The organism is Thiopseudomonas denitrificans, assembly GCF_002866065.1.
Taxonomy (GTDB): Bacteria; Pseudomonadota; Gammaproteobacteria; order Pseudomonadales; family Pseudomonadaceae; genus Thiopseudomonas; species Thiopseudomonas denitrificans.
In genome coordinates this window covers 323,039-348,816 of the sequence record NZ_LNJZ01000009.1, presented here as the reverse complement: position 1 = coordinate 348,816, position 25,778 = coordinate 323,039, and the positions used below count along the sequence as shown (strand labels likewise).

The following is a 25,778-nucleotide window of genomic DNA, read 5'->3' as shown; positions in this document are numbered from 1 at the left end:
GGTGCGCCTGACGCCATGCCCGGCGGAGGGTTGCCGGCATGTTTGAATGGCTTGCTGATCCGACCGTCTGGGCCGGTCTGCTGGCGCTGATTGCGCTGGAAATCGTGCTGGGTATCGACAACCTGGTGTTCATTGCGGTGCTGGCTGAAAAACTGCCGCCGGAGCAACGCGACAAGGCACGGGTAGTCGGCCTGTCGCTGGCGCTGGTGATGCGTTTGCTCCTGCTGTTGAGCATTGCCTGGCTGGTGACCCTGACCACACCGCTGTTCAGCCTGTTTGGGCACGGCTATTCGGTGCGTGACCTGATCATGCTGGTGGGCGGGTTGTTCTTGCTGTTCAAGGCGACCATGGAGCTGCATGAACGGCTGGAAGGGCGCCAGCATGAAGGCGGCGTGCCGGTGGCTTATGCCGGTTTTGGCGTGGTGGTGACCCAGATCGTGGTGCTGGATGCGGTATTCTCGATTGACTCAGTGATCACTGCCATCGGCATGGCCGACGAGGTGGCCGTGATGGCGGTGGCAATGATTGTCGCGATGGGCGTGATGCTGGCCGCCAGCAAGGGCCTGACCCGTTTCGTCAATCAGCGGCCGACGCTGGTGATCCTGTGCCTTGGTTTTTTGCTGATGATCGGCTTTAGCCTGATTGTCGAGGGGTTGGGTTACAAGATTCCCAAGGGTTATCTGTACGCCGCTATCGGTTTTTCGATCATGGTCGAGCTGTTCAACCAGGTGGCGCAGCACAACAAGGAAAAGTGGCTCAACAGTGCCGGTACCCTGCGCGAGCGTACTGCCGGCAATATCCTGCGTTTGCTCGGTCGCAATGCGATATCCGGGCAGCAGGGTCCGGGTGGTGCCGGGGGACAGGATGAGCAGGAGCAGGTGTTTCAGGACAACGAGCGTGACATGGTCCGGGGCGTGCTGAAACTGGCCGAAACCAACGTCAAGGCGCTGATGACCCACCGCCGCGAAGTCGACATGCTGGATCTGGCTGCCGGAGCTGAACAGCAGCGGGAACAGCTGCTGGCCAGCCCGCACTCGAGGATAGTGGTCATCCGCGATGGGCGGCAGGACGAGCCGCTGGGCATCGTCCAGAAGAAAGTCCTGCTGCATGCCATACTGCGTGGCGAGCAGCCGGATGTGGAGAAGCATCTGGAGCCGGCCACGGTGCTGCTCGAGACACAAACATCGATCAATGCACTGGAAGCTTTTCGTCGTGATGGTCGCCAGCTGGCTTTTGTGGTTGATGAATTCGGCACCCTGGAAGGCATCATCAGCCTCAAGGACATTCTGGAAGCGATTGCCGGTGATATCAGCGAAGGTGACGAGCCGCAATACGAGCCTTGTGTCGAGTTGCTGGAGACAGGCTCTTACCGGGTCGATGCCGGTGAAAGCCTGAATGAAATCAACCGTCATCTGCCCTGTCCGCTGCCAGCGGCTGAAGATTACACCACGCTGGCGGGCCTGATTCTTGATCGTCTGGAGTACATGCCGCAAGAGGGCGAAGAGTTACTGGTGGATGACTGGCTGATCAGGGTTGCACACATCATTGACGGAGTGCGCATTGCCGAGGTTGAGCTGGCCCGTGTCGGCCCTGCTGCAGGTTGAGTGCCGGCAGGCCGGCTGTCTGGCCTGAATGACTGTTTCGACCGTTGGTGAGCAACAAACTCAGAGCCTGTGCATCAGCTCGCGTACCGGAGTGGCGTGACGGCGGCTGACCGGCAAGGGCAGATCCTGTCCTTTCAGGTAGAGGTGCTGCTGGCCGGCAGAATTGCGCTGCATGCGCTCGATCATTGTGCGGTTGACCAGGATGCTGCGGTGGATGCGCAACAGCAGTTCCGGAAACTCGTTTTCCAGGGTCTTGAGTGACTCGTCGATCAGGGTTTCACCGTTGATGTGGTAGACGGTCACATACTTGTGTTCGGCCTGGAAGTACAGGACATCCTCCAGGGCGATGCACTCAATGCCTTTATGGGTTTTGGCGCTGATATGTGTCCGGCCGGGCACAGGTTCGGCGCTTTGGCGCAGGGCGGCACGTTGCATCGGGTTGAGCCGTGCCGCCCGTTCAACTGCCTGCTGCAATTGCTCCATGCGTACCGGCTTGACCAGGTATCCCAGGGCATTCACTGCAAAAGCGGGCAGGGCAAACTCGTCATGTGCTGTGCAGAAAATGATGGCCGGCGAGTTTTCCCGCCGGTCGAGAATTGCGGCAACCTCCAGTCCGTCCAGCTCGGGCATCTGGATGTCGAGCAACAGGATGTCCGGCTGTAACCGTTCACACAGCTCCAGTACCTGTGTGCCAGTGGCGGCCTGCTCGTCCAGTACCCGGCAACCGGGCAGTTGTGCGGCCATGCGCGCCAGCCGGGTGCGGGCCAGGGGTTCATCGTCGGCGATCAGTACTTTCATGTTTGACGGGGGTCTCCGCTGCTACATGGGGTAAAGGGTACTGGATTTTGGTAATAAAGACACCATCGCCGGTGTGGGTAGTCAAGCTGGCAGCAGGACCGAACAACGCGACCAGCCGCATGCGGATATTGTCCAGGGCGGTGCCGCTGCCACGATGCAAACCGGGTTGTGCCGGTAGCGGGTTTTCCAGTTGCAGGCGGAACAGGCCATTATCAAGCCGTGCGCTGACCTTGATGGTTCCGCCAGCCGACAGGGGTTGAATGCCATGCAGGATGGCGTTTTCCAGCAGGGGTTGCAGGGTCAGGTGCGGGATTGGCAGGTCGTCCGGCAGCTGTCCGGTATGCCACTCCACCTGTAGCCTGTCGGCCAGCCGGTAGTGCTCCAGTGACAAGTACTGACGGGCCAGCCCCGCTTCCTGTTGCCAGCTGGACGGACCGTCACCCTGGGCGAGCACTGCCCGGAACAGGTCTGACAGGTCCAGCAGGGCGCGTTCGGCTTGCTCTGCGTCCAGCTCGATCAGGCTGGCAATGCTGTTCATGCTGTTGAACAGGAAGTGTGGCCGTATGCGTGCCTGCAGGGCCTGAAGGCGTGCCTGCAATTCTGCCCGCTGCTGGCGCCGGGATTCGCTTTGCAAGTACAGCACCCGTACCACGATGGCGGACATGATCAGGCTGATCAGCGCGTTTTTCAGATAGACGACGGTATCCGCCGGTTCGCGGGGGACACCCTGATAAAAATGCTCCAGATATTGACTGGCGGCGGTGCAGGCCAGTGTCACCAGCACCACCAGCAAGCAGGTCAGCAGGCTGGAATGCACCGAATTCAGGTGCATCAGCCAGGGGCGTAACGGACACAGCAGGGCCACGGTCAGCAGGACCACCCACTGCACAAAAAATGACACCAGCGCCAGCCTGCTCCAGTCGAGCCCGGAAATGCCCGGCTCGGCCAGTACCAGTACCATGACCAGCAATTCGGCCAGCAGTACCAGACCCAGTAGTGCCTCGCCACGGCACAGCTCCGGCAGGAAAAAATCAGTGTCCCCGTTTCGGGGCGGTACATGTTTGTTCATGGAGCCAGTGTCGCCTGCCATTGTTGATCAGGCAACAGCTTTCCCCGGCTATCTGGCGCAACGGTGATCCTGTTCGCGATTTTCCCGGACGCTGCCCCGGCGTAGACGCCCCTGTCGGTTGAGGATCAGCTGCCAGTCAATCGCATGATCGCGGCAGACAAAAAAGCGGCCGTTGCTGGCGGCACTGTAACCGCTGGCGTTAAAGGCGATTTTGGGCCGGAAGCCGGCCCACTGCAGTTGCAGATGACGCGGGTCGAGCTGTGTGACCTGTTCCGGAGGCTCCGCTTGCCGGCCGGGTGGCACGGCCTGCATGAGCCAGCCGGAGGACCAGTCGCTGCTGCAGTTTTCCCCGTTGCGGCTGCCACAAAGCTCGATCGTCGTGCGGCCTGTTACCGCCCGGGAGCGTGCCAGATGCACCGCACGTTCGACGCTGTGCTGCAATGCCTGTGAGCGATTCTTCATGATGAATGTCTGCCATGCCGGCAATGCGACCTGGGCGATCACCGTCAGCAAGGCGATTACAATCAGCAGCTCGACCAGGGTGATGCCCTGTTCCCGGGTATGCATGAGCGCCTCCTTGCGATACCGCATGTCGTCCTTGACTACTGTTGACGGTAATCCGGCTTGCTCGAAGAGTTGAAAAATATTTTCACGGACATACCTGTATGGGATATAAAGTGTCTTGCAGCCATTACCCGAGGAGTGCTCATGTCAGCTCTTGTTATCCCCTGCGCCCACTGTGATGCCGCCAATCGTGTACCGGCCCTGCGTGTCATGGACCGTCCCAAATGCGGTGTGTGTGGACAGGCAGTGTTGCGTGACACGCCGCTGGAGCTGACGGCAGCCAGTTACAGCCGTCAGATCAGGGGCGATCTGCCGCTATTGGTGGATGTCTGGGCCGGGTGGTGCGGCCCCTGTCGGCAGTTTGCGCCGGTCTTTGATCAGGCTGCACGGCAGCTACAGGGCGTGTGCCGTCTGGCCAAGCTCAACAGCGAGCAGGAGCAGCAACTGGCCGGCCAGCTTGGCATCCGCTCCATTCCAGCGCTGATCCTGTTCCGCAACGGCAAGGAAGTCGCCCGCCAGAGCGGTGCGATGGCGTTGCCGCAGTTGCTGGCGTGGCTGCGGCAGCAGGGTATTGAACCCTGAAAAACCGGATTTCTTGATCGTGATGCATTGAAATGCAGCTCCATCAAGGTATTTTGTCAGCCATACCACTCCAGAGGTTCAAACGATGCGAGCAATTGCCAAGAAAGTGTTGCCGTTCCTGCTGATCAACTGGCTGCTGATCGGGCTGATGTATTTTGTACTGCTGCGGGCTTCGTCGCAGTTGCACAATCTGGGCTCCAGCGAGCTGTTGCCGATGTTTTTTCACGGCATGCCGCTAACCATTGTTCTGCACGGCCTGGTGCTGTCGGTGGGTCCGGCGGTGCTGGCGCTGACGGGCCGGAGCCGGAGCGCATGGGTAGTATGGCTGGTGCTGTGGGCGGGTTATCTGTCGCTGACCGGCACCATCGTATTGATGGTTTCGTTTGGCGTTGCTGCCCTGGCCCTGTTGCTCAAGGCAAAGGATGCCGATCGCCAGTGGCAGGACAGCAACGCCTGACCTGACCAGAGCTGGCTCCAAGCCAAACAGCACTTGCATCTGTTATCATGCGCGACATGTTTTAACCTGCACCGGAACCACCATGAGCGCAAACCAGAATACCGAAAAGACCAACCAGTCCTGGGGTGGCCGCTTCAGCGAGCCAGTGGACGCCTTTGTTGCCCGTTTTACCGCTTCCGTCGATTTTGACCAGCGTCTGTACCGTCACGACATCATGGGCTCGCTGGCCCACGCCAACATGTTGACCCGGGTAGGTGTGCTCAATGCGGACGAACTCAAGGCCATCGAAGATGGCTTGAACGCCATCCAGCAGGAAATCGAGGCTGGCCAGTTCGAATGGCGCACCGACCTTGAAGACGTACACATGAACATCGAGGCACGGCTGACCGAGCGCATTGGTATTACCGGCAAAAAACTGCACACAGGCCGCAGCCGTAACGATCAGGTGGCTACCGATATCCGTCTGTGGCTGCGTGACGAGATCGATGCAATCCTTGCCGAAATTACCCGCTTGCAACAGGGCCTTCTGGAGCTGGCCGAGCGTGAAGCCGACACCATCATGCCCGGTTTCACCCACCTGCAAACCGCCCAGCCGGTGACTTTCGGTCACCACCTGCTGGCCTGGTTCGAGATGCTCAGTCGCGACCATGAGCGCCTGGTCGACTGCCGCAAGCGCACCAACCGCATGCCGCTGGGCAGCGCCGCGCTGGCCGGCACCACCTATCCGATTGACCGCACCGTCACCTGTGAGCTGCTGGGCTTTGAAGCCATTTCAGGCAACTCGCTGGATGGCGTCTCCGACCGTGACTTTGCCATCGAGTTTTGTGCCGCCGCCAGCCTGGCGATGATGCACCTGTCGCGTTTTTCCGAAGAGCTGGTGATGTGGGCTTCGGCGCAGTTCAATTTCATCAATCTGCCCGATCGTTTCTGCACCGGCAGCTCGATCATGCCGCAAAAGAAGAACCCCGACGTGCCCGAACTGATCCGTGGGAAATCCGGCCGTGTATTTGGTGCACTGACTGGTCTTTTGACCCTGATGAAAGGCCAGCCGCTGGCCTACAACAAGGACAACCAGGAAGACAAGGAACCGCTGTTTGATGCGGCTGATACCCTGCGTGACAGCCTGCGGGCCTTTGCTGATATGGTCCCGGCCATCGAGCCCAAACGCGAGTTCATGCGTGAAGCGGCCCGCCGTGGCTTCTCCACTGCCACCGATCTGGCCGACTACCTGGTGCGCCAGGGCCTGCCGTTCCGTGACTGTCACGAGATTGTCGGGCTTGCCGTGCGCTATGGCGTGGAGCAGAACAGGGATCTGGCTGAAATGAGCCTGGACGAGTTGCGCCAGTTCAGTGACAAAATCCACGACGACGTGTTTGCCGTGCTGACGCTGGAAGGCTCGGTCAACGCCCGCAATCACATTGGCGGTACTGCTCCGGCACAGGTGCGTGCTGCCGTGGCAAGGGGCCGTGCGCTGCTGGCGCAGCGCTGACAGCCGGAGGAAAGCCGTGTTTGAATATGAAGATGATGATGTTGCCGGACAGGACGAAGACGACCAGGTTCGTCAGCAGCTGGTCGAAGCGATTGAAAACCAGTTGCTGGCCACTGATCCGGCCTGTGTGCAGGCCGTGCTCAACAAGCTGACTCTGGTCGGCATGGAGCGCGAAGAAGTTGTTGAAATGATGGCCTATGTGCTGGCAGTGGAAATTCGGCAGAGCCTGCAGCAGGAGCGCGGATTTGATGCGGGCAATTATGAAAGGATGTTGCGCGAGCTGCCCGAATTGCCGGCGGACGAGACTTGAACAGAATATTTTGTCTTGAATGAAAATGAGGAATGGACCATGGCCTTGACCCAAGAACTGCTGGAAGAAATGCAATTGCTGAGTCTGTTCCCGGTGAACAGCCTGCAGGAAGGACTGAAAATCCATAGCGACGCGTCTCCGGTACGCATCAACGCTGCCGGGCGGCTGTTTGCCAAGGGGCTGATTACCCAGGATGATGGCGGTTATCTGACCCTGCTCGGACTGGAGGCGGCACAGCAGCTGCAATCACTGAAAACGATCCTTGCCGCAGGCTGACAAAGCCCCATGGTGCAGATTCGGCCTGTCATCGAAGAAGGCATAGACCGCAAGGATCTGTCACGCATTCGCAGCCGTTTTCTGCAGTTGAACCAGGTACGGCTGGAGCGGGCCGGACAAAGCCTGTCTGCCCGTCAGCAGCAGGTGTTGCGCCTGCTGCCGCTCTTGCTGCACGTTTCCCACCCCTTGCTGCCCGGCTATGTGTCGGCGGCGACACCGGCCGGTTTCGGCGGGTATGAGCCCGACCCGGGGCTGATACAGGAAGCTCAGGGGCTGGCGCGCTCATTCAGTTACCGGGTGCGCACCGGTTACGACCGTTTCAGCCTTTATAGCCTGTTCCTGATGGGCAGTGTCGGCTCCATTGGCCATGGCGTGCAAAGCGACATGGATTTCTGGCTGTGTCACGCTCCGGAACTGGATGCGGCCGCGCTGGCCAGCTTGCGCCGCAAGTGCGATGCCCTGCAGAAGTGGGCCGGCAGCCTGGGAGCGCAAATCCATATCTTCCTGATCAATCCGGAGCACTATGTATCGGGCGCGCGTGATGGCGTACTGACCTCCGATGATTGCGGCACCACTCAGCATTATCTGCTGCTTGACGAGTTTTACCGTACCAGTGTCTGGCTGGCCGGACGCACACCGCTGTGGTGGTATGTACCCGATTACGAGGAGCACCGTTATGGCGAATATTGCGCGATTCTGCTGGAAAAGCGTTTTGTCCGGCGGGAAGAGGTGGTCGACCTGGGCCATCTGGCGCAGATTCCGGCGCGGGAATTTGCCGGGGCCGGCATGTGGCAGATCTACAAGGGGATTGCCGAGCCCTACAAGTCGCTGCTCAAGCTGTTGCTGATCGAGGTGTATGCCGGGCAGTATCCGCAGGTTGACTGTGTCAGCCGCCAGTTCAAGCGGGCCCTGTATGATAACGAACAGGATGCTGACAGTCTGGATGCCTATGTCATGCTGTACCGGCAACTTGAGCGTTATTTGCAGCAACGCAACGAGTGGGAACGACTGGAGCTGGTGCGTCGCTGTTTTTACCTGAAAATCGGTATCCGCATGGGGCAGCCCGGGGCACGGCGACGTAGCGACTGGCAGCGTAACCTGTTGTGGCAGCTGGTGAGTGAATGGGGCTGGACAGATAAGCAGCTCAAGAACCTTGACCGCCGCAATCAGTGGCGGGTCGGCGAAGTGCGGAGTGAACGGCGATTGCTGGTGCGTGAGTTGATGGCCAGTTACCGCTTTCTCGGTGACTGGGCGCAGCGTAGCGGCAGTCTGGCGGGCACCAGCGCCCGTGATCTGGCTGTGCTGGGGCGGCGCCTGTATGCTGCCTTCGAGCGCAAGGCTGACAAGATCGAGCACATCAATCCGCAAATTTCCGATGACATGTCGGAACCCTTTCTGACCCTGGCGGAATACAGGGTGGCCGACGATGAATATACCCACTGGGCCTTCTACCCCGGCAATCTGCGACGAAGCGAGCTGGAGTTCCATAGCCCGCTCAAGCGCATGCCGGGCCTGCTCGAATTGCTGGCCTGGGCCTACCGCAACGGTATTGTCGATGCGGCCAGCAGCCTGACGGTGCTGACCGAAGACGGCAGCTTCAGCGAGCGTGATTTGCATGATGTGCTGCAACGCATGGCGCAGGAATTTCCCCTTGGCGGCGACGAGGTTGCCGAACAGGTGTTGTTACAGCCGGCACGCACGGTGCACGGCATGCTGGTGGTCAACCTGGCCCGTGATCCCTTTCCGATGCTGGTGCAGGAGGACATCCAGATCGCCACTGGCCAGACCAATCCGCTGGATTTTTCCGGGCGGCGGGTCAATCTGGTACGCAGCATCGACCGCCTCAGCTTGAATAGCTGGAACGAACTGCTGGTGCAGTCCTGGGAAGGAGCGGATGCCCTGGCTGACTGCCTGTCCTCCCTGTTGGCCGAAACGGTTCATCCGCTGGAGCCGGGTTTGCGGGTATACAGTTTCGGGCGTACCCGGGCGCCAGCCATTGCCGCGCGGGTGGAAGAGGTCGCGCAGCAGCTGTTGCAGGCGGCGCGCCAGGGCAATGTCCGCTACCTGCTGCAGCTGCGCGCGGGCTTTCATGTGCTGGAATGGAACGAAGGGGCGGTAGATGCCTGTGCATTGCCTGATATTCAGGCACTGGAGGCCTTTATTGCCGACCCGCGCCATATCTGCCTGCCGTGGCTGCTGGACCAGCAGGCCCTGGAAGGGCATCCGCTGCGGTACTTGCTGATGCAGGCTGTACCGGGCCGCATCGAGCTGTATTTTCAGGTGCAGGGTGACAGTGCCGAGCTGTACCTGTTTGATGAAGGCAATCGCTTGTTCCGGCAACGCTCACCCTTTGTCGGCGAGTCCGGGCTGTTGCTGCCCTGGCAACGGTTTTTTGCCGCCCTGCAGTTTCGGCGAAACGCCCGGCTGTCCAGTGATGGCGACTTGCGGCCGGGGCTGGATGTGCGCTACTTCCGGATTGTTCCTGCCGGCGGAGCGCGTGCCCGGGGCATTGAGGCCTGCCAGGTGCAGGTACATGTCGCCGAACAGTTTTATGCGGTGCAGGCGATTGTTGGCAGCAGCGGAGCATTGACCCTCTATTGCAACGGGCGCGAATTTTCCCGGCTGGATCATGGCGAGCAGCTGTACCGGCAAGTTGCGACGGAAATCCTTTCTGCCCGCCGCAATGGCGAGCGCTATCCCTGCTATATCACCGACCTTGATCTGCCGCAAGAACAGGCTGCAGGCCGACTGCATACCGTTGAGCTGCTGCAGAAAAAATATCAGCTGGAAAGCCTGCTGAACCAGGCACTGCAACAACTGGCAGAGTGACGTGGGCATCGGCCCTTTGCTTTAAAGCCCCGGAAAATCGATATGCTCGCCGGCCTGGTCGAGACACAGCGCGCTGAGCCGGTTTCCCAGGCTGCGCTGCTCGTTGCTGCACAGCCAGCGCTGGTTGCCCGGGTCATAGTCGAAGTGGAAACCGCCCTGGCGCGCGGCCACCCACAGCTGTTTCACCGGTTCCTGGCGGCTGAGAATGATCTGGCTGCCGTTGGCGAAAATCAGGGTCAGGATGCCGCCGCTGTTCTCGATATCCAGGTCAAGGTCGCTTTCGTCGAGAATGTCTTCGATTTGTTGCTGGACCTCGTCGATCAGGTCATGAAAGGTGCTGCTGTTCAGGGACATGGGGATTCCTCGGGCTGACGGACAGGGCCGGCCGGTTGTGGCCGGAAACACCCGCACCAAATGCTGTGCGGGCAAAACTGATCCGGGCCTGATGCGTGACTTGTCTATGTATTCGGTGTTTCCATAGGTATACTTTGGCAATTTACCCCAAGAGTAAAGGAAATTCCAAATGAAGCGCCGCATTCTGCCCCTGATTGGCTTGATGGTTTTGCTGGGACTGACCAGTGCCTGTGGGCAAAAAGGTCCGCTGTACCATCCGGATGACGAAAAAGCCGCGCGCGAGCACCGCAAAGACAAGTTCGAGCTGTGAGGGCCGGCATGACTGATTTTTCCTTGCATGACGGACAGCTGTTCGCCGAGGACGTGGCACTGGAGCAGATTGCCCGCACCCATGGCACCCCCGTCTATGTCTATTCCCGCGCCCACCTCGAGCGCAAGTATCTCGATTATGCCGATGCCTTGCAGGGTGTTGATCATCTGGTGTGTTTTGCGGTCAAGGCCAACTCCAATCTCGCCGTGCTGAATGTGCTGGCCCGTCTGGGTGCCGGCTTCGATATCGTCTCGGTCGGTGAGCTCGAACGGGTACTGGCTGCCGGTGGCGACCCCGGCAAGGTGGTGTTCTCCGGCGTTGGCAAGCAGCGTGATGAAATGCGCCGTGCCCTGGAAGCAGGGGTGTACTGTTTCAATGTCGAGTCGGTCAGCGAGCTGGAACGCTTGCAACAGGTGGCTGCAGAGCTTGGTGTGCAGGCATCCATCTCTTTGCGGGTAAACCCTGACGTGGATGCCGGTACTCATCCGTACATCTCGACCGGGCTGAAGGAAAACAAGTTCGGCATTCCCATCGAGGATGCCGAAGAGGTGTACCTGCAGGCGGCCCGCATGCCCAACTTGCGCATTACCGGTGTCGATTGTCACATCGGTTCGCAATTGACCAGCCTTGCCCCCTTCATGGACGCGCTGGACCGGGTGCTGTTGCTGGTCGATCGTCTGGCGGAATGCGGCATCCACCTGGAACATCTGGATCTGGGCGGCGGCCTTGGCGTGCGTTACCGTGATGAACAGCCGCCGTCTGCCAGCGAATACATGGCCCGGGTGCGGGAGCGCACCGCTGGCCGCAACCTGAAGCTGCTGTTCGAGCCGGGCCGCTACATTGCCGCCAATGCAGGTGTGTTGTTGACCAGGATCGAATGCCTGAAGATCAACGAGGGCAAATCCTTTGCCGTGGTTGATGCTGCCATGAACGACCTGATCCGTCCGGCGCTGTATGAAGCCTGGATGGATATCGTGCCGGTGACACCCCGTCAGGGTAGCGGCCGCAACTATGATGTGGTCGGACCGGTTTGCGAAACCGGAGACTTTCTCGGCAAGGACCGGACACTGGTCGTGGAAGAAGGTGACCTGCTGGCGGTTTGTTCGGCAGGAGCCTACGGATTTGTCATGGCGTCCAATTACAACACCCGCGGACGCGCCGCCGAGGTCATGGTGGACGGCGACCGGCACCATCTGGTGCGCCGGCGCGAAACCGTAACCGAGCTGTTTGCCAGCGAGCAGGTTCTGCCGGAGTAACTGCATGTTGTTGCGTTTTGGCAAACTGTATTGTCTGGGCGATGACCTGATGCTGGTCGACAATCTCGCCCAGCAGGCGCAGCTTGAGCCGTCATTGATCCAGCAGTGGTCACGGCGGACCCAGGGGGTCGGCTTCAGGAGGCTGGTGGTGGTGGACATTCCCCGCGACCCGGCAGCCGATTTCGACTGCCGCAGTTTTGACCGCAACGGCAGCGAGGTTGACAGCTGTTTTGCCGATCTGTGTTGTGCTGCCCGCTTTCTGCACGACAAGCGCCTGACCAATCAGCCCGGTTTGCGTTTGCAGACTGCCGGTGGTTGCGTCGACATCCACATGCGTGATGACGGCTGGGTATCGGCCAGCTATGGCAATATCGGACTCCTTGGTACCGATGTACTGCCAGAAGAACTGGAGCGGTATTTGCAGCAGCTGGCGCAAAGGCATGCGTTGATACTGGACTGGCAGGCCCATGGCCGGCAGCTGCTGGTCTGGGCCGACCAGGCACCGCCGCAGCGTCTGCACCGCCTGTTGCAGCCGGTGGCACGCAAGCTGCGCGGTTGGCAGCTGCTCTGGCTGTACACCCATGAAGAGCACATTCGCGTGCAGGGCTGGCAAGCTGATGCGGAGCCGGCAGGGCATGACCCGGTCTGGCTGATCGCCAGCATGGTGCAACAAAATTGGCCACAGCAGGCGGTGCAGGTCGAGTGGCAGCAGGACTGCCTGTTGCTGGAGTTTTCCCCGCAACAGGACAGTGTGCAGCTGTGTGCCCGGGCCTGGCCGGCCTATGAAGGACAAATACGTTTATGACTGAAGAGATCCGGATTCTGGATGACGACGTGGTGGCAGAGTACTTGCGCCGGCATCCCGAGTTTTTTTTGCAGCAGGATGACCTGCTGGCCGATTTGCGCATTCCCCATGCTCGCGGTTCATCCATCTCGCTGGTTGAACGCCAGTTGACGGTATTGCGTGGCCGCAGTCTGGACATGCACCAGCGCCTGAACCGGCTGGTGGAGGTGGCACGTGACAATGATCGCCTGTTCGAACTGACCCGCCAGCTTACCCTTGAACTGCTGGATGCCGGCAGCCTGGAAGCTCTGGTGGCGACACTGGAGGACGGCCTGCGCGAACGTTTCCAGGTGCCGGCGGTGAGCTTGCTGATCTTTACCGATTATCAGCTCGACGTGGCGCGGGGTGTCTCCCTGGCACAGGCCAGGCAACAGGTGCCGGCGATGCTGAATGACCAGGTGGTCAGCGGTGCCCTGCGTGAACACGAGCTGGCGTTCCTGTTTGGCGAGGAGGTAGCTGCCGGGGTGCGCTCTGCTGCGGTGGCTACTTTTGGCCAACCGCTGGCGCTGGGCATGCTGGCGCTGGGCAGCCCGGATGCACAGAAATACAGCCATACCGTAGGTACGCTGTTTCTCGGCTTCATTGCCCAGGTGCTGGCCAGGGTGCTACCTCCCTTGCTGCAGGAACACTGCCGCAGCAGCGTAGACGGGCCCTGATGCAGGAGCAGCTGGAGTGCTGGCTGCAAGGCCGCCGCGCCGGCCGCCAGCTGTCAGCACACAGTATCGAGGCTGCCCGGCGCGACCTGCAGCAGGCACTGGCGTTCTGGCAGGCAAACGGCATTGCTGACTGGGTGCAGGTCACCCCGGCCGATGTACGCAGCTGGCTGGCAGGACTGCGGCGCAGCGGTTATGCCCCGGCCAGTATCGCCCGCATGTTGTCCTCTGTGCGCAGCTTTTTCCGCCATCTGCAGCGTGAGACCGTGCTGGTCAACAACCCGGCACAGGGAGTTCGCCCGCCGCGCGGTGAAAAACGTTTGCCCAGGGTTCTTGATGTGGACCGTGCCGGCCAGCTGCTGGACGAGTTGCCGGCGGACAGCCCGCAACAGCTGCGTGACCGGGCCATACTTGAGTTGTTCTATTCGTCCGGGCTGCGCCTGTCGGAGCTGGCCGGGCTGGATCTGCCGGACCTTGACCTGACAACGGGCCAGGTCAGGGTGCTGGGCAAGGGCAACAAGGAGCGGTTGCTGCCGGTTGGCCGCCGTGCCTGCCAGGCATTGCGTGACTGGCTGGAGGTGCGTGAACGGATGGCCAGGGAACCGCAGGCGCTGTTTGTCGGCCTGCGGGGTGCACGCATCCACACCAGTGTGGTGCGCAAGGCACTGGCGTCGGCAGGTCAGGCAGGGCTGGGCCAGCATCTGCATCCCCACATGCTGCGCCACTCGTTTGCCAGCCATATGCTTGAATCGTCGCAGGACTTGCGGGCGGTACAGGAGTTGCTGGGGCATGCCAGCATCAGTACCACCCAGATCTACACCCATCTTGATTTTCAGCACCTGGCCCAGGTCTATGATCAGGCCCATCCCAGAGCCAAACGCAAAAAATAGCCGGGGCCGGCCCGGGTATTTACGGCGGGTACAGCGGCGGTAGCTGCTGGCTGTTGTTTTGCTGTTGCCGCTCCAGCATCAGGGTTACCGCATGCCATAACTGGTCGCCATCCCAGTTCTGCTCACTCGGTGAATACAGGGCCTGGTTCAACTCGCGCATTGCGGTCTGCAACTCCGGCTGGGTACGGGCAAGGCTGGTCAGATGGTAATCATGCTGGCGCAGCCACTGATCCAGTAGCGTACGTGCCTGCTGGGGCTGGCTGTTGATGCAGGCTTTTTTCAGCTCCTCCAGCAGGCGTGATGATTTGCGTGCTGCCGGGGCCGGCGGAATGATCGCCGGCAAACGCCGAGCGCGGCGCCACAGAAAGGCCAGCAGCAGACAGAGCAAGGCCAGTGTCAGCGAGACCAGTTGCCAGGTTCTGATGCTTTCCCCGGTGGTGTGCGGAGTCAGGTTTTCAGATTGGCCGGTACTGACCACCTGCAGGCTTTGTGCCGGTGCGGAGGCCCACTCCAGCGTATCGCTTTCCGTATTCCACCAGGGCAGTTGCAGGGCCGGCAGCTCCGTCGTACCCGCCTGCAGGGCAACCAGCAGTTGCTGCTCCTGTGTTTGGGTGTGCATGCCGGTAGCCGTTTCCTTTTGTGCATGTTCGACCGGGTTGCTGTAGGTGCGGAAACCGGTCACGTGTTCGGGCAACAGGGCCGGCAGAAAACCGGCCGGCAGGCCTTCGATATCGAGGGTGAGACGGCGTTCAATGACCTGGTCGGGATGGATGCTGCCGTCTGCAGGAGAAAGCTGCTGATGCAGACTTAGCTGGCGTGCCGGCAACCAGATGGCGTTAGCTGGAAACCCGGGCGGCGGTGGCTTGACCACTAGCGGAATCTGCGCGCTTTTTACCTCGATCTTGCGCCCGGGCGCTGTCAGCTGCGGGCCATTGATCGAGGAAGCATCATCACCGGCCAGGGTGGCGGCAAAGGTTTGCGGAGCTATGGTCAGGGTGCCCGCCGACTGCGGAAAAATTGCATAGCGCATTTCGATGACGCCATAGCGGATGCCATGAATATATTGCTGATAGGTGGCCGGCTCTCCCAGACTGTGGACCCGTGCACCATTGATGGTCAGGGGGCTGAGCTGGCCGTCGCTGTACAGGGGAATCGAGTGGTGGATCTTGACGGTGAGCACCGCCTGCGCCTGGACGTAGAGTTCTTCCCGGTCCAGGCTGGAGTCGATGTACACCGGCTCCAGACTGGCCGGCTGCCCTGTTGCACGGGTCTTGACCTCGATGCGTAGCGGGGCCGACAGCAGCTCGCCGAGCCGCAAGGCGGGAATGGTCAGGTTGCCTTCGCGCCTGGGCTGCAAGCGCAGTATCCAGCGGCTGTAGGCGTGGCCGTTTTCTTCAATCAGGGGCTGATGGCTACTGGATATCAGCTCGAAATCCTGCTGCAGGGGTTCGATGTCGGGGTCAACGAAGTAGTCCGGCTGGTCCAGCTCCAGGGTCAACAGCAGGCTTTCCCCGGGTTGCAGCTGGTAGCGGTCTGCCCGTGCGGTAAAGCTGGCAGCCTGTGCCAGGCTGCCGAGCATGAGGAACATCAGGGTAAAGATCAGTGTCAGGGTACGGGCTGAGCCAGCTCGCGCTGGAACTGGCGTTTGAGCAGGATGGCAGGGTTGTCGGGAATTTGCTGGAGCCATGAGTCAAGAGAGCCGTGCTGATAATCCGGGTCGGGAAGGGGCAGTGTAGCAGTTTTTCCGCTTTGCCCGCTGTCGCTTGCCGCCTGCTGCGGATCGTTGCTGCCGGTATCGGACGGAACCTCGCTGGCGGTTTCAGTCTGTTGCAGCAGTTGCCGGGCCAGAGCCAGGTTGTCATGTGCCTGCCATAGGCCGGGTTGTAGCTCGAGTGCATGCAGATAGGCTGCGGCGGCGTCATCATAGCGGCCAAGCTGCATCAGGCTGTTGCCACGGTTGTAATGTGCGATTGCGCCCGGACTGCCGGCGAAATAGTCGTGGGCCAGCAGGTAGTTGCCGGCGTGGTAGGCGGCGATGCCGAGCCAGAGCGGATCATCCAGTTGTTGCAGGGCGGCCAGCGGGTCCTGCCTGATCTGCTGCAGCGCGGGGGCGTCAATGCCTTCGTTTGCCAGGGTTTCCCGTGGCAGCAGGGGCAGGGCCAGCAGCAGTGCAAACAGCCAGCCTTTGCGGGCCATGGGTGCCAGCAGCAACAGTATGGGCAGCAATAACCAGTATCCCTGGTCAGTAGCAGCGCTGCTGCGGGTCGCCTGCAGCTGTCCGTCTGTGCTGCGGACAAACAGCCCTGACTGCAGCAGGTCGAGGTGATCCGGGTCGAGCCGGGCGTAGCCGCTGCCCTGTTGCACGGCAAATTGCTGCAGCTGTTGCTCCTGCAGACGGCTGAGCGGCTGCTCGGCAACAAAGTGACCGTTACCGTTCAGCGGAACCGGAGCTCCCTGGAGGCTGCCGACACCAATGATGCCAAGTTTGACCGGGTGTGTGTGCATCAGCCGGGCAATGGCTGCCTGTTCCGTTATCGACAGTGCATGGGTCAGCAGGGCGATACGTCCATGGCCGTTGGCGCCCTGCTGCAGCAGCTCCAGTGCCCTGGCTACGCCGGCTGCCGCGTTGCGGCCGGGTTGTGGCATCAGCGAGGGATGCAGTGCCTGCAGCATGTTGTTGGCCATGGCCGGATCGGTCGACAGTGGCAGCAGGGTATGGGCCGAACCGGCGTACACCACGATTGCGGTTTGCCCCGGCAGCTGTGTCTGCAGCAAGCGCATGGTTTTGTCGCGCACCAGGTGCAGGCGGCTGGGCGGCAGGTCGCTGGCCAGCATGTCCGGGGTCAGCTCCAGCACTACCACCAGCGGCTCGGGAACGGGCACCAGGCTGCCGCTGCTACCTGCCAGACGGGGCGCAGACAGGGCCAGCCCGGCCAGCAGCGCGGCCAGGGCAAGCAGCAACAGCGGGGCGTTGTGGTGCGATGGGCGCCCCTGTTGCAGCAACCAGGGCTGAAACGCGGCTGGCAGCTGTCGCTGCCAGTAACCGCCATGTTGCCGGAGCCGGTGGAGCAACCATAACAGCAGCCAGGCGGCAATAGTCAGCAGCAGTGCCGCAGGCCGCTCGAAGACGGGCAGCAGGACGTTCATTGCCGCTGTTCCCGTCGGCGTGAGGCCGTGCTGCCAGCCAGTGTGATGAGGCCGGCGAGCAGGGCCAGCGACAGGGCAGCGGCCAGTGGCCAGTGATAAAGCTCCCGTGTTTGCCAGCGTGTGCGGGCCGGCTCGTTGCTGGCGGGCAGATTGTCAAAAAAACGGATGGCATCTGCCAATGAAGCCGTGGAGTCGACATGCAGGTAGTATCCGCCGGTGAGCCAGGCAATGTCTTGCAGCAGGGCCAGGTCCGGTCCGTCCTGATTGCCGTTACCGGCTTCGCCAATGCCCAGACTGTGAATCCTGATGCCCTCGCGGGCGGCAAAGCGTGCAGCGGTACGCGGCGGCATGATGCCGCTATTGTTGGCGCCGTCGGTGAGCAGGATCAGGTTCTTGTCGCTGGCCGGCAGGTCGCGCAGCCGCTTGATGCCAAGGCCGATGGCATCGCCAATGGCGGTATTGTCCCCGGCAATACCGGGTTCGATGGTGTGCAACCAGTGACGCAGGCTGTCGTGGTCGAAGGTCAGGGGTGACTGTAGAAACGCCTGGCTGGCAAAGAGGATCAGGCCAAAGCGGTCGTCCGGGCGCCTGTCGAGCAGTTGCAACAGCAGGGTCCGGGTGATGGTGAAGCGGTTTTCGTTACTGCCGGCCACATCGCGGGTCAGCATGGAGGCGGACAGGTCGACGGCGAGCATGCTGTTGCGGCCATCCGGGTTGAGGGTTCTCAGCGGCTCCAGCCATTGCGGGCGGCTGGCTGCAAACACCAGCAGTAGCCAGATCAGTGCAGGAACCAGCAAGCGCAGGTGCAGGCGGTAGACCGGCTGTTTGTCCCTGCCGGCCAGGGCGGCGAGGCGGCTGAAAAAGGGAATCAGCAGAGCGGTGTCGGCCGGCGGGCTGGCTGGCAGCAGCAGGCGCAAAAATATGGGCAGGGGGGCGAGCAGCAGCAGCCAGGGCCAGGCCAGATCAAACATGGGCACGCATCCAGACGGTTACTGAATGGTGCAGCGCTGCAACATCCGTCTCGCTCAGTCGGCAGTCGGGCAGGTAGCTGCCCTGTACCAGAATCATCCAGCGGGTCAGGCCGGCGGCCGGGCAGCGGCTATCAAGGAAAGCCAGCCATTCGCGTCCGCTCAGCCGGTGGCTGGCGACATCGGGGTAACGTACCGCGCAAAAGCGTTTGAGCAACAGGTTGAGTTGCTGCAGCCAGGGGCCGGCCTGCTCGTCAGGTGCGGGACGGGATAGCTGTTGCAGCTGGCTCAGGGCCTCGCCGAGCTGGCTGGCCGGCTCGGCAGCAGGTGGTGCGGTGATCGCCTGGCGGCGTCTGCGCTGCAGCCGGAACAGGAGCAGAGTGATGACTGGAAGCGCGGCCAGCAACCATGCATACGCCGGCAGAGTGGACGCCTGCTGCAGGGTTGTTGTCGGGTAGATCAACGGATGCATCGACTCAAGTGCAGGCGGCATGGAGACCCTCCTGCAGGACGGGCAGCTGGTCGGCCAGGCTGCTTGAGGTACAGACCGGCAGCAATATGGCTCCGTGCTGGCCGGCCAGCCGTTGCCAGCGCTGGCGGGTTGCCCGGGCCTGTTGCTGCCACTGGTGGCGCAGGCGCAGCTGTTGCCGGGAAAGCTGCAGCCGCTGTTGTTGTCCGGAAAAAGCCAGGCCGGGTTGTTCCGGCAGCTGGTGCTCCAGCGGGTCGGATACGGGCAGCCAGATGCTTTGATGACGGGAGGCCAGGGTGCCAAGCTGTTTTGCACTGTCGCTGTCGAGATGGCTTTCGCTGCAGATCAGCACCAGTACGGCACCGGGCTGCAGCTGTATCCGGCAATGTTCCAGCGCCTGTTGCAGCGGCGGTATTCCATCTGCCGGAAACGGGCTGTCCAGTTGCAGGTTTTCCTGGCTGACGTTGTGCAACAAATGCAGGATTCCCTGGCGATTGCGGGCCGGCAAGGTCAGACGAACCGTCTCGCGGCCAAAAACCAGGCCACCGACACGGTCATGCACCGAATCCGCTGCCCAGGCAAACAGGCTGGCAGCCAGGGCGGCCTGCACCGACTTGAAGTTGCCGGTACTGGCAAAAAACATGTCCGGCCCCTGCTCGACCGCAATGAACACCGGACGGTCCCGCTCACGCTGGAACAGGCGGGTCTGGATGCCGCCGGCACGGGCACTGGCCCGCCAGTCGATATGCCGGGCATCATCACCATGCTGGTAGTCGCGTACCTGGTCGAACTCGGTGCTCTGGCCGTGCAGCCGTGTCAGATGCTGTCCGCCGGCGCCTCCCGGGAGCTGTCGGCCGTATTTGCCGGGCAGTTGTGACAGCCATAGCCGGGCATTGACCAGCTTGTCCAGATGGACATGGGTAAGCCCCAGACTGTCCATGGGTCAGGCCACGGGTACCGAGTCGAGAATGCGCTGCATCACCTGCCTGGTATCGATGCCGGCGGCCAGTGCGGTGAACGACAGGCTCAGGCGATGCCGGAAGGTGTCCGCGAGTACCGCCTGGATGTCGTCGGGGCTGACAAAGTCGTGGCCGGCCAGCCAGGCATGTGCCCGGGCGCAACGGTCAAGAGCGATCGAGCCGCGCGGGCTGCAACCCATGTGCAGCCAGCTGGCCAGTTCGCTGTCATATTTGGCGGGGTAGCGCGTGGCCATGACCAGCTGGACCAGATAGGCTTCGACGTTTTCGGCCATGTACAGGGAAAGAATTTCCTTGCGCGCCTGGAAAATGTCATCAATCGACAACTTCTGCTGGGGTACCGCCTGGCCATGCAGGGCCTGTTCGCGTGCCTGCTGGATGATCTTCCGTTCTACCGCCGCTTCCGGAAAGTGGACATTGACCTGCATGAGGAAACGGTCCAGCTGGGCTTCCGGCAACGGGTAGGTGCCTTCCTGCTCAATCGGGTTTTGGGTAGCCATGACCAGAAACAGCTCGGGCAGGGCATAGGTGTGCTGGCCTACGCTGACCTGGCGCTCGGCCATGGCTTCAAGCAGTGCCGACTGCACCTTGGCCGGGGCACGGTTGATTTCGTCGGCCAGCAGCAGGTTGTGGAAGACCGGGCCGGCCATGAACTCGAAGCGGGCCTGCTCGGGGCGGTAGATGTCGGCACCGGTGATGTCGGCGGGCATCAGGTCGGGTGTGAACTGGATGCGCTTGAAACTGGCATCCACGCCCAGTGCCAGGTCCTTGATGGCTTTGGTCTTGGCCAGCCCGGGTGCGCCTTCCACCAGCAGGTGACCGTCCGCCAGCAGGGCTATCAGCAGGCGGTCCAGCAGATGTTCCTGGCCATGAATCTGGCTGGCCAGATAATGGCGCAAGTCAAGGATGGCTTCACGGTGTTTCATGATGGCTGCCAGGGTAAACGGGACCGGGCCAGTTTATCCGGAAAACCGCCCGATGTGAAAGCGGCTCCGGTGAGGCATGCCGATCCGGGCAAGTGGCGGCTCAAAAGGCTGCCGGGCAGTGAAAATGCAGTGGTCGGCCGTCGCCGGGATGGGCAAAGGCCAGCTCCGTGGCATGCAGGCACAGGCGTGGTGCCGCCTGCAGGGCTTCCGGATGGGCATACAGCGGGTCGCCGAGAATGGGATGCCCCAGGCTGTTGAGATGGACCCGCAGCTGGTGCGAGCGTCCGGTATGCGGGGTAAGTTTTACCCGGCTGTAGGTGTCGTGTTGCTCCAGCCGTTGCCAGAAGGTCAGTGCCCGCTTGCCCTCCACCCAGTCGAGCGTTTGCCTGGGTTTGTTGGGCGGGTCGTAGCGCATCGGCAATTCAATCTGTCCGGCCTGTCCGGTCAGCTTGCCCCAGCACAGCGCGTGATAGCTGCGCTGCACCTGGCGTTCGCGGAACATGCGTGAGAGTTCTGCATGTACCCGGGGCGAGCGGGCGATGACCATCAAACCGGTGGTTTCCCAGTCGAGCCGGTGCACGATCAGTGCTTCGGGATAACCATTTTGCTGCAGGCGCAGGATCAGGCTGTCCTTGTTGTCTTCGGCGCGGCCCGGCACCGACAGCAGCAGGGTCGGCTTGTTGACCACCAGCAGGTGCCGGTCGGCGTAGAGCACGGGGATGTCGGACAGGGGCATGCGGCAGGGTACCGGCAGAGAATGAGGCCTGTATGCACAGGCCGCAAGGGATGGAAACGACGGCTTAGCGGTCGGGCAGGGTGACGTTCAGCTCCAGGATGGAGCAGTTGCCCTGGTTGTCCAGTGCCACCTGCACCTGGTCGCTGTCAATGTTGACGTATTTGCGGATGACCTCGACCAGTTCTTTCTGCAGCTCGGGCAGGTAGTCGGGCTCGTCGGCCTGGCCACGCTCGTGGGCAACAATGATTTGCAGGCGCTCCTTGGCAATGGAAGCACTGCTGGGTTTGTTGCGGGAACGGAAAAAATTGATGATGCTCATTGTGATTTGTCAGCCTCCGAACATGCGCTTGAGGAAGCCTTTTTTCTGGACTTCAAGAAAACGGTGGGGAATGTCTTTGCCCAGCAGGCGTTCGACGGCATCGCTATATGCCTGGCCGGCATCGCTTTCCTCATCCAGAATTACCGGGATACCCTGGTTGGAGGCCTTGAGCACTGCCTGGGACTCGGGAATCACGCCGATCATCTTGATGGAGAGGATTTCCTCGACGTCCTCGACACTGAGCATTTCGCCGGTTTCTACCCGCTCGGGGCTGTAGCGGGTCAGCAGCAGGTGTTCGACAATCGGCTCACGGCCTTCTTCGGCACGTTTGGATTTGCTTGACAGCAGGCCCAGCATGCGGTCGGAGTCGCGTACCGAGGATACTTCCGGGTTGGTCACGACAATGGCTTCATCGGCCAGATACATGGCCAGGTGGGCGCCTTTTTCGATGCCTGCGGGGGAGTCGCAAATGACGTAATCGAAGTCTTCGGCCAGTTCGGCGATGACTTTTTCCACGCCTTCCTGGGTCAGGGCGTCCTTGTCGCGCGTCTGGCTGGCGGCCAGTATGTAGAGGTTCTCCAGACGCTTGTCCTTGATCAGGGCCTGGTTGAGGGTGGCGTCGCCATTGATGACGTTGACGAAGTCATATACCACCCGGCGCTCGCAGCCCATGATCAGGTCAAGGTTGCGCAGGCCCACGTCAAAGTCGACGAGGACTGTCTTGTGTCCGCGCAGGGCCAGACCGGTACCCAGGGCGGCACTGGTTGTTGTCTTGCCGACGCCGCCTTTGCCTGAAGTTACAACAAGAATTTTTGCCAAGGGAGTCACCTTAAAATGAATGGAAAGAGGCCGAACAAATGCGTGCAATTATAACGGCTTGAAACAGCGTGCGCACGTACAAAAGCCTGCCTGCCGTGCTTAGAGTGCAATAATGTGCATCTGTTCACCATCGAGGTAAATCTGGGCGGCATTACCCCAGGCCGGAATACGACGCAGGTCTTCGGCGATCTTGTACTGGCCGGCAATGGATACCAGTTCGGCGCCCAGTTGCTGGCAGAAAATGCGTGCCTGCGTGTTGCCGTTGATGCCGGCCAGCGCACGCCCGCGCATCGCGCCATAGACATGGATGTGACCGTCGGCCAGCAGTTCGGCTCCGGCACTGACTGAGGCGGTGACGATCAGGTCGGCATTTTTCGCATAGATCTGCTGGCCGCTGCGTACCGGGCTGTTGATGATGCGGGCCGGCAGCAATTCGGGCTCTTTGGGGGCTGCGGGCTGCGGCTGGGCCGGCAGGTTGCGGTCGCGGGCCAGTGACAGCGGCAGTACCGGCAGGTCGATGGCCGCTGCTGCGGCCAGCTCCTCTTCCTGCTCGCTACGGATGGCCAGCGGGCGCAGACCGTGGTTACGGCACAGGGTCAGCAACTCGGCGAGGTCGGGCAGGTCGCCGGGCTGGCGTTTGTCCAGTGCCAGGATCAGCGGGGCATCGCGGAAGAAGTCCGGAGCCTGGGCCGCTTTTTCGGCCAGCTGGCTATCCAGGGCCGCCAGGTCGTTACTCAGCAGCTCGAGGGTGGTCAGGGTCAGCATGCTGCCCTTGAGCTGGAAAGCCGGTGCCTGCTGTTCCGGTTCCTGTTCCAGTAAATCGGTTTGTTCCATGCTTGGGTCCAGTGCGCAAAAAATAGTCTTATAGCCGCAAGCGTGCGAGTCTGCAAATTTTTCCGTAAACTGGAGCGGTTTTCAGGTGTGGAAGGCACGACATGAAGGAAAACCGCTTCAGCGGACAATTTTTGCACCCCCGCTTCTGGTTGTTGTGGCTGGGACTGGGCGTGCTGTGGTTGCTGGTACGCCTGCCCTATCCGTTCTTGCTCCGGCTCGGACGATTGCTGGGGGCGCTGATGTACCGTTTTGCCGGCTCCCGCCGGCATATTGCCAGGCGTAACCTTGAGCTGTGTTTTCCGGCGCTGACGGTGACCGAGCGGGACTACCTGTTGCGGCAGAACTTCGCTTCCACCGGCATTGCCTTTTTTGAAATGGCGATGAGTTGGTGGTGGCCGCAGCAGCGCCTGCAGCGGCTGGTGCGCATCGAGGGGCTGGAACATCTGCAGCAGGCTCAGCAGGCCGGGCAGGGGGTGATCCTGATGGCGATCCACTTTACCACGCTGGAGATCGGGGCGGCCCTGCTGGGGCAGCAACACACCATCGACGGAATGTACCGGGCGCACAAGAATCCGTTGTTCGATTATGTGCAACGCAAGGGGCGCGAGCGCCACAATGCCGACGCGATTGCCATCGAGCGCGAGGATGTGCGCACCATGATCCGGCATTTGCGCCAGGGGCGGGCGATCTGGTACGCACCGGATCAGGATTATGGTGCCAGGCAGAGCCTGTTTGTTCCGCTGTTTGGCGTACCGGCGGCCACGGTGACGGCGACCAGCAGCTTTACCCGGCTGGGCCGGGCCGTGGTGATACCCATGCGCCAGACCCGCCTGCCACGCGGCAAGGGTTATCTGATTCAGGTGGAGCCGGCCTGGCAGGATTTCCCGGGTGCAAGTGAAGAACAGGATTGCCTGCGTATCAACCAGTGGGTCGAACAGGCGATCACCGCGCATCCCGAGCAGTATCTGTGGAGCCACAGGCGTTTCAAAACCCGGCCGGAAGGCGAGGCTCGAGTCTATTGAGTATCGGTGAGCATCTGTTCCGCAAGAAGATCGTGCGGCCGGCCCCCCCGGTTACCGGCCTGATCCTGTCCGGAGGTGGTGCACGCGCGGCCTATCAGGTCGGTGTGTTGAAGGCCATTGGTGACCTGTGGCCGCAGCCGGAGGAAAACCCCTTTCAGGTGATTGTCGGCACTTCGGCCGGGGCCATCAACGCGGTCAGCCTGGCGTGTGGTGCCGTGCATTTCAAGCGCTCGATACAGCAACTGGAACAGGTCTGGCAGAACTTCACCACCAACAAGGTATACCGCACCGATTGGCCGGGGGTGTTGCAGCAGGCCATGCGTTTCAGTCGTGTGCATCTTCTGGGACTGGGGCGCGGGCAGGTACCGCTGGCCCTGCTCAATAATGAGCCGTTGCGCGAGCTGCTGGCCAGCGAGCTGGATTTCAGCGGCATCAGCCTGGCAATTGCCCGGCGCAAGCTGAGGGCAATCGGCATCACCGCGTTTTCCTATCAGGATGCCCAGTCCACCACGTTTTACCAGAGCCGGGGCACCGTGCTGCCCTGGCAGCGCTACCGGCGTCAGGGCGTTCCGACCCGGCTCGGGCTGGATCATTTGCTGGCCAGCGCCTCCATTCCGCTGTTGTTTCCGCCGGTGCGCCTTGGCAGCAGTTTCTATGGTGACGGCGCGGTGCGCCAGGCCGCGCCGATAAGCCCTGCGCTGCATCTGGGCGCTAACCGGATTCTGGTGGTGGGCGTCAACAGCCGCTTGCAGGAACAGGCCAACAGCCGGTTGCAACTGCGAGCACCTACGCTGGCCCAGATCAGCGGTCACCTGCTCAACAGCACCTTTACTGACAACCTTGAGTCCGACCTGGAGCTGCTGGAGCGGCTCAACCAGCTCGGGAACCTGATTCCGGGCGAGTACCACCACTTGCAGGAAGGGCTGGCACCGGTCGAGGTGCTGGTGATCCAGCCCAGCCAGATCATCGATGACATTGCCGTGCGACACCGGCACCAGCTGCCGTCATCGATCCGTACTTTTCTGCGGGGGCCGGGTGCAACCCGCAGCACGGGCGGCGGCGTTCTGAGCTATTTGCTGTTTGAAAAGGATTACTGCCGGGAGCTGGTCGAGCTGGGCTATCAGGATGCGATCGCTCAGAAGGAGCGGCTGCAGCGATTTTTCGAGCCCTGCCTGCAGCATGAGCCGGGTCATCGCCCATAGCATCGGCGGGTTGGCCGGGTGACCACGGGCTTGCACCTTGTAGTCACCGGGGGAATTGTTCTGGCGGGGGAGTT

Annotated in this window: 28 protein-coding genes; 14 read left to right on the top strand and 14 right to left on the bottom strand. The window is 61.4% G+C overall.

What is annotated here, in order from left to right; translation table 11 throughout:
- Positions 1–38: 38 nt before the first annotated feature.
- On the top strand, positions 39–1,604 hold the full coding sequence (locus AR306_RS10810) for a TerC family protein (RefSeq protein WP_101497577.1): 1,566 nt from the start codon (positions 39–41) through the stop codon (positions 1,602–1,604).
- 60 nt (positions 1,605–1,664) lie between these two features.
- Here AR306_RS10810 and AR306_RS10805 read toward each other — a convergent pair whose 3' ends face one another.
- The 3 genes from AR306_RS10805 to AR306_RS10795 are packed head-to-tail and all read right to left on the bottom strand — an operon-like array spanning position 1,665 to position 4,038.
- Positions 1,665–2,402: a LytR/AlgR family response regulator transcription factor gene (locus AR306_RS10805; RefSeq protein ID WP_101497576.1), complete on the bottom strand. Its 738-nt coding sequence runs from the start codon at positions 2,400–2,402 to the stop codon at positions 1,665–1,667.
- Positions 2,377–3,471, bottom strand: a complete 1,095-nt coding sequence (locus AR306_RS10800; RefSeq protein WP_101497575.1) for a sensor histidine kinase — start codon at positions 3,469–3,471, stop codon at positions 2,377–2,379. The genes AR306_RS10805 and AR306_RS10800 overlap by 26 nt, the downstream gene beginning before the upstream one ends.
- Positions 3,472–3,519: 48 nt before the next feature.
- On the bottom strand, positions 3,520–4,038 hold the full coding sequence (locus AR306_RS10795; protein ID WP_166627881.1) for a GspH/FimT family pseudopilin: 519 nt from the start codon (positions 4,036–4,038) through the stop codon (positions 3,520–3,522).
- Between the two features lie 141 nt (positions 4,039–4,179).
- On the opposite strand from AR306_RS10795, the gene trxC reads away from it, so the two are divergent.
- The 6 genes from trxC to AR306_RS10765 all read left to right on the top strand — a co-directional run bounded on the left by trxC (position 4,180) and on the right by AR306_RS10765 (position 9,978).
- Positions 4,180–4,617 carry a thioredoxin TrxC gene (gene trxC / locus AR306_RS10790; protein ID WP_101497574.1) on the top strand — a complete coding sequence of 146 codons (438 nt, stop codon included), beginning with the start codon at positions 4,180–4,182 and terminating at the stop codon, positions 4,615–4,617.
- Between the two features lie 85 nt (positions 4,618–4,702).
- Positions 4,703–5,074 carry a hypothetical protein gene (locus AR306_RS10785; RefSeq protein WP_101497573.1) on the top strand — a complete coding sequence of 124 codons (372 nt, stop codon included), beginning with the start codon at positions 4,703–4,705 and terminating at the stop codon, positions 5,072–5,074.
- 82 nt (positions 5,075–5,156) lie between these two features.
- The gene (gene argH, locus AR306_RS10780) at positions 5,157–6,563 is read left to right on the top strand and encodes an argininosuccinate lyase (protein ID WP_101497572.1); all 1,407 of its coding nucleotides are present in this window, start codon (positions 5,157–5,159) and stop codon (positions 6,561–6,563) included.
- A 16-nt stretch (positions 6,564–6,579) separates the two neighbouring features.
- Positions 6,580–6,873, top strand: a complete 294-nt coding sequence (locus tag AR306_RS10775) for a hypothetical protein (protein ID WP_240622540.1) — start codon at positions 6,580–6,582, stop codon at positions 6,871–6,873.
- Positions 6,874–6,912: 39 nt separating this feature from the next.
- The gene (locus AR306_RS10770) at positions 6,913–7,149 is read left to right on the top strand and encodes a TIGR02647 family protein (RefSeq protein WP_101497571.1); all 237 of its coding nucleotides are present in this window, start codon (positions 6,913–6,915) and stop codon (positions 7,147–7,149) included.
- 9 nt (positions 7,150–7,158) lie between these two features.
- The gene (locus AR306_RS10765) at positions 7,159–9,978 is read left to right on the top strand and encodes a class I adenylate cyclase (RefSeq protein WP_101497570.1); all 2,820 of its coding nucleotides are present in this window, start codon (positions 7,159–7,161) and stop codon (positions 9,976–9,978) included.
- A gap of 21 nt (positions 9,979–9,999) precedes the next feature.
- Here AR306_RS10765 and cyaY read toward each other — a convergent pair whose 3' ends face one another.
- The gene (gene cyaY, locus AR306_RS10760; protein ID WP_101497569.1) at positions 10,000–10,332 is read right to left on the bottom strand and encodes an iron donor protein CyaY; all 333 of its coding nucleotides are present in this window, start codon (positions 10,330–10,332) and stop codon (positions 10,000–10,002) included.
- A gap of 169 nt (positions 10,333–10,501) precedes the next feature.
- Between cyaY and lptM the strand changes: the two genes are divergently transcribed.
- The 5 genes from lptM to xerC are packed head-to-tail and all read left to right on the top strand — an operon-like array spanning position 10,502 to position 14,285.
- Complete coding sequence (lptM, locus tag AR306_RS10755) at positions 10,502–10,642, top strand: LPS translocon maturation chaperone LptM (RefSeq protein WP_101497568.1); 141 nt, start codon at positions 10,502–10,504, stop codon at positions 10,640–10,642.
- 8 nt (positions 10,643–10,650) lie between these two features.
- The gene (lysA, locus tag AR306_RS10750) at positions 10,651–11,898 is read left to right on the top strand and encodes a diaminopimelate decarboxylase (protein WP_101497567.1); all 1,248 of its coding nucleotides are present in this window, start codon (positions 10,651–10,653) and stop codon (positions 11,896–11,898) included.
- Positions 11,899–11,902: 4 nt separating this feature from the next.
- Positions 11,903–12,703 carry a diaminopimelate epimerase gene (locus AR306_RS10745; RefSeq protein ID WP_101497566.1) on the top strand — a complete coding sequence of 267 codons (801 nt, stop codon included), beginning with the start codon at positions 11,903–11,905 and terminating at the stop codon, positions 12,701–12,703.
- Positions 12,700–13,398: a DUF484 family protein gene (locus AR306_RS10740; protein WP_101497565.1), complete on the top strand. Its 699-nt coding sequence runs from the start codon at positions 12,700–12,702 to the stop codon at positions 13,396–13,398. The genes AR306_RS10745 and AR306_RS10740 overlap by 4 nt, the downstream gene beginning before the upstream one ends.
- The gene (gene xerC / locus AR306_RS10735; RefSeq protein ID WP_101497564.1) at positions 13,398–14,285 is read left to right on the top strand and encodes a tyrosine recombinase XerC; all 888 of its coding nucleotides are present in this window, start codon (positions 13,398–13,400) and stop codon (positions 14,283–14,285) included. The genes AR306_RS10740 and xerC overlap by 1 nt, the downstream gene beginning before the upstream one ends.
- Positions 14,286–14,304: 19 nt before the next feature.
- Here the strand turns inward: xerC and AR306_RS10730 are convergent, their stop codons facing one another.
- From AR306_RS10730 to minC, 10 genes are all read right to left on the bottom strand, one after another.
- Positions 14,305–15,873: a BatD family protein gene (locus AR306_RS10730; RefSeq protein ID WP_166627882.1), complete on the bottom strand. Its 1,569-nt coding sequence runs from the start codon at positions 15,871–15,873 to the stop codon at positions 14,305–14,307.
- A gap of 17 nt (positions 15,874–15,890) precedes the next feature.
- The gene (locus AR306_RS10725; RefSeq protein WP_101497562.1) at positions 15,891–17,432 is read right to left on the bottom strand and encodes a vWA domain-containing protein; all 1,542 of its coding nucleotides are present in this window, start codon (positions 17,430–17,432) and stop codon (positions 15,891–15,893) included.
- A complete protein-coding gene (locus AR306_RS10720; protein WP_101497561.1) occupies positions 17,429–18,403 on the bottom strand; it encodes a VWA domain-containing protein in 975 nt (324 codons plus the stop codon). The genes AR306_RS10725 and AR306_RS10720 overlap by 4 nt, the downstream gene beginning before the upstream one ends.
- On the bottom strand, positions 18,396–18,893 hold the full coding sequence (locus AR306_RS10715) for a DUF4381 domain-containing protein (protein WP_101497560.1): 498 nt from the start codon (positions 18,891–18,893) through the stop codon (positions 18,396–18,398). Before AR306_RS10715 ends, AR306_RS10720 begins: the two co-directional genes overlap by 8 nt.
- Positions 18,877–19,809, bottom strand: coding sequence for a DUF58 domain-containing protein (locus AR306_RS10710; RefSeq protein ID WP_101497559.1), 933 nt, complete (start codon positions 19,807–19,809; stop codon positions 18,877–18,879). The genes AR306_RS10715 and AR306_RS10710 overlap by 17 nt, the downstream gene beginning before the upstream one ends.
- Before the next feature lie 3 nt (positions 19,810–19,812).
- Positions 19,813–20,772, bottom strand: a complete 960-nt coding sequence (locus AR306_RS10705) for an AAA family ATPase (protein ID WP_101497558.1) — start codon at positions 20,770–20,772, stop codon at positions 19,813–19,815.
- Positions 20,773–20,872: 100 nt separating this feature from the next.
- Positions 20,873–21,508, bottom strand: a complete 636-nt coding sequence (locus AR306_RS10700; protein ID WP_101497557.1) for an RluA family pseudouridine synthase — start codon at positions 21,506–21,508, stop codon at positions 20,873–20,875.
- 64 nt (positions 21,509–21,572) lie between these two features.
- Complete coding sequence (gene minE / locus AR306_RS10695) at positions 21,573–21,827, bottom strand: cell division topological specificity factor MinE (RefSeq protein WP_101497556.1); 255 nt, start codon at positions 21,825–21,827, stop codon at positions 21,573–21,575.
- Between the two features lie 9 nt (positions 21,828–21,836).
- A complete protein-coding gene (gene minD, locus AR306_RS10690) occupies positions 21,837–22,646 on the bottom strand; it encodes a septum site-determining protein MinD (protein WP_101497555.1) in 810 nt (269 codons plus the stop codon).
- Positions 22,647–22,745: 99 nt separating this feature from the next.
- Entirely contained in the window at positions 22,746–23,480 is a 735-nt protein-coding gene (gene minC / locus AR306_RS10685; protein ID WP_101497554.1) for a septum site-determining protein MinC, read from the bottom strand.
- 101 nt (positions 23,481–23,581) lie between these two features.
- Here minC and AR306_RS10680 point away from each other — a divergent pair, with 101 nt between their 5' ends.
- The gene (locus AR306_RS10680; RefSeq protein WP_101497553.1) at positions 23,582–24,502 is read left to right on the top strand and encodes a lipid A biosynthesis lauroyl acyltransferase; all 921 of its coding nucleotides are present in this window, start codon (positions 23,582–23,584) and stop codon (positions 24,500–24,502) included.
- Positions 24,499–25,704 carry a patatin-like phospholipase family protein gene (locus AR306_RS10675; protein ID WP_240622539.1) on the top strand — a complete coding sequence of 402 codons (1,206 nt, stop codon included), beginning with the start codon at positions 24,499–24,501 and terminating at the stop codon, positions 25,702–25,704. The genes AR306_RS10680 and AR306_RS10675 overlap by 4 nt, the downstream gene beginning before the upstream one ends.
- The last annotated feature ends 74 nt before the right edge of the window (positions 25,705–25,778 follow it).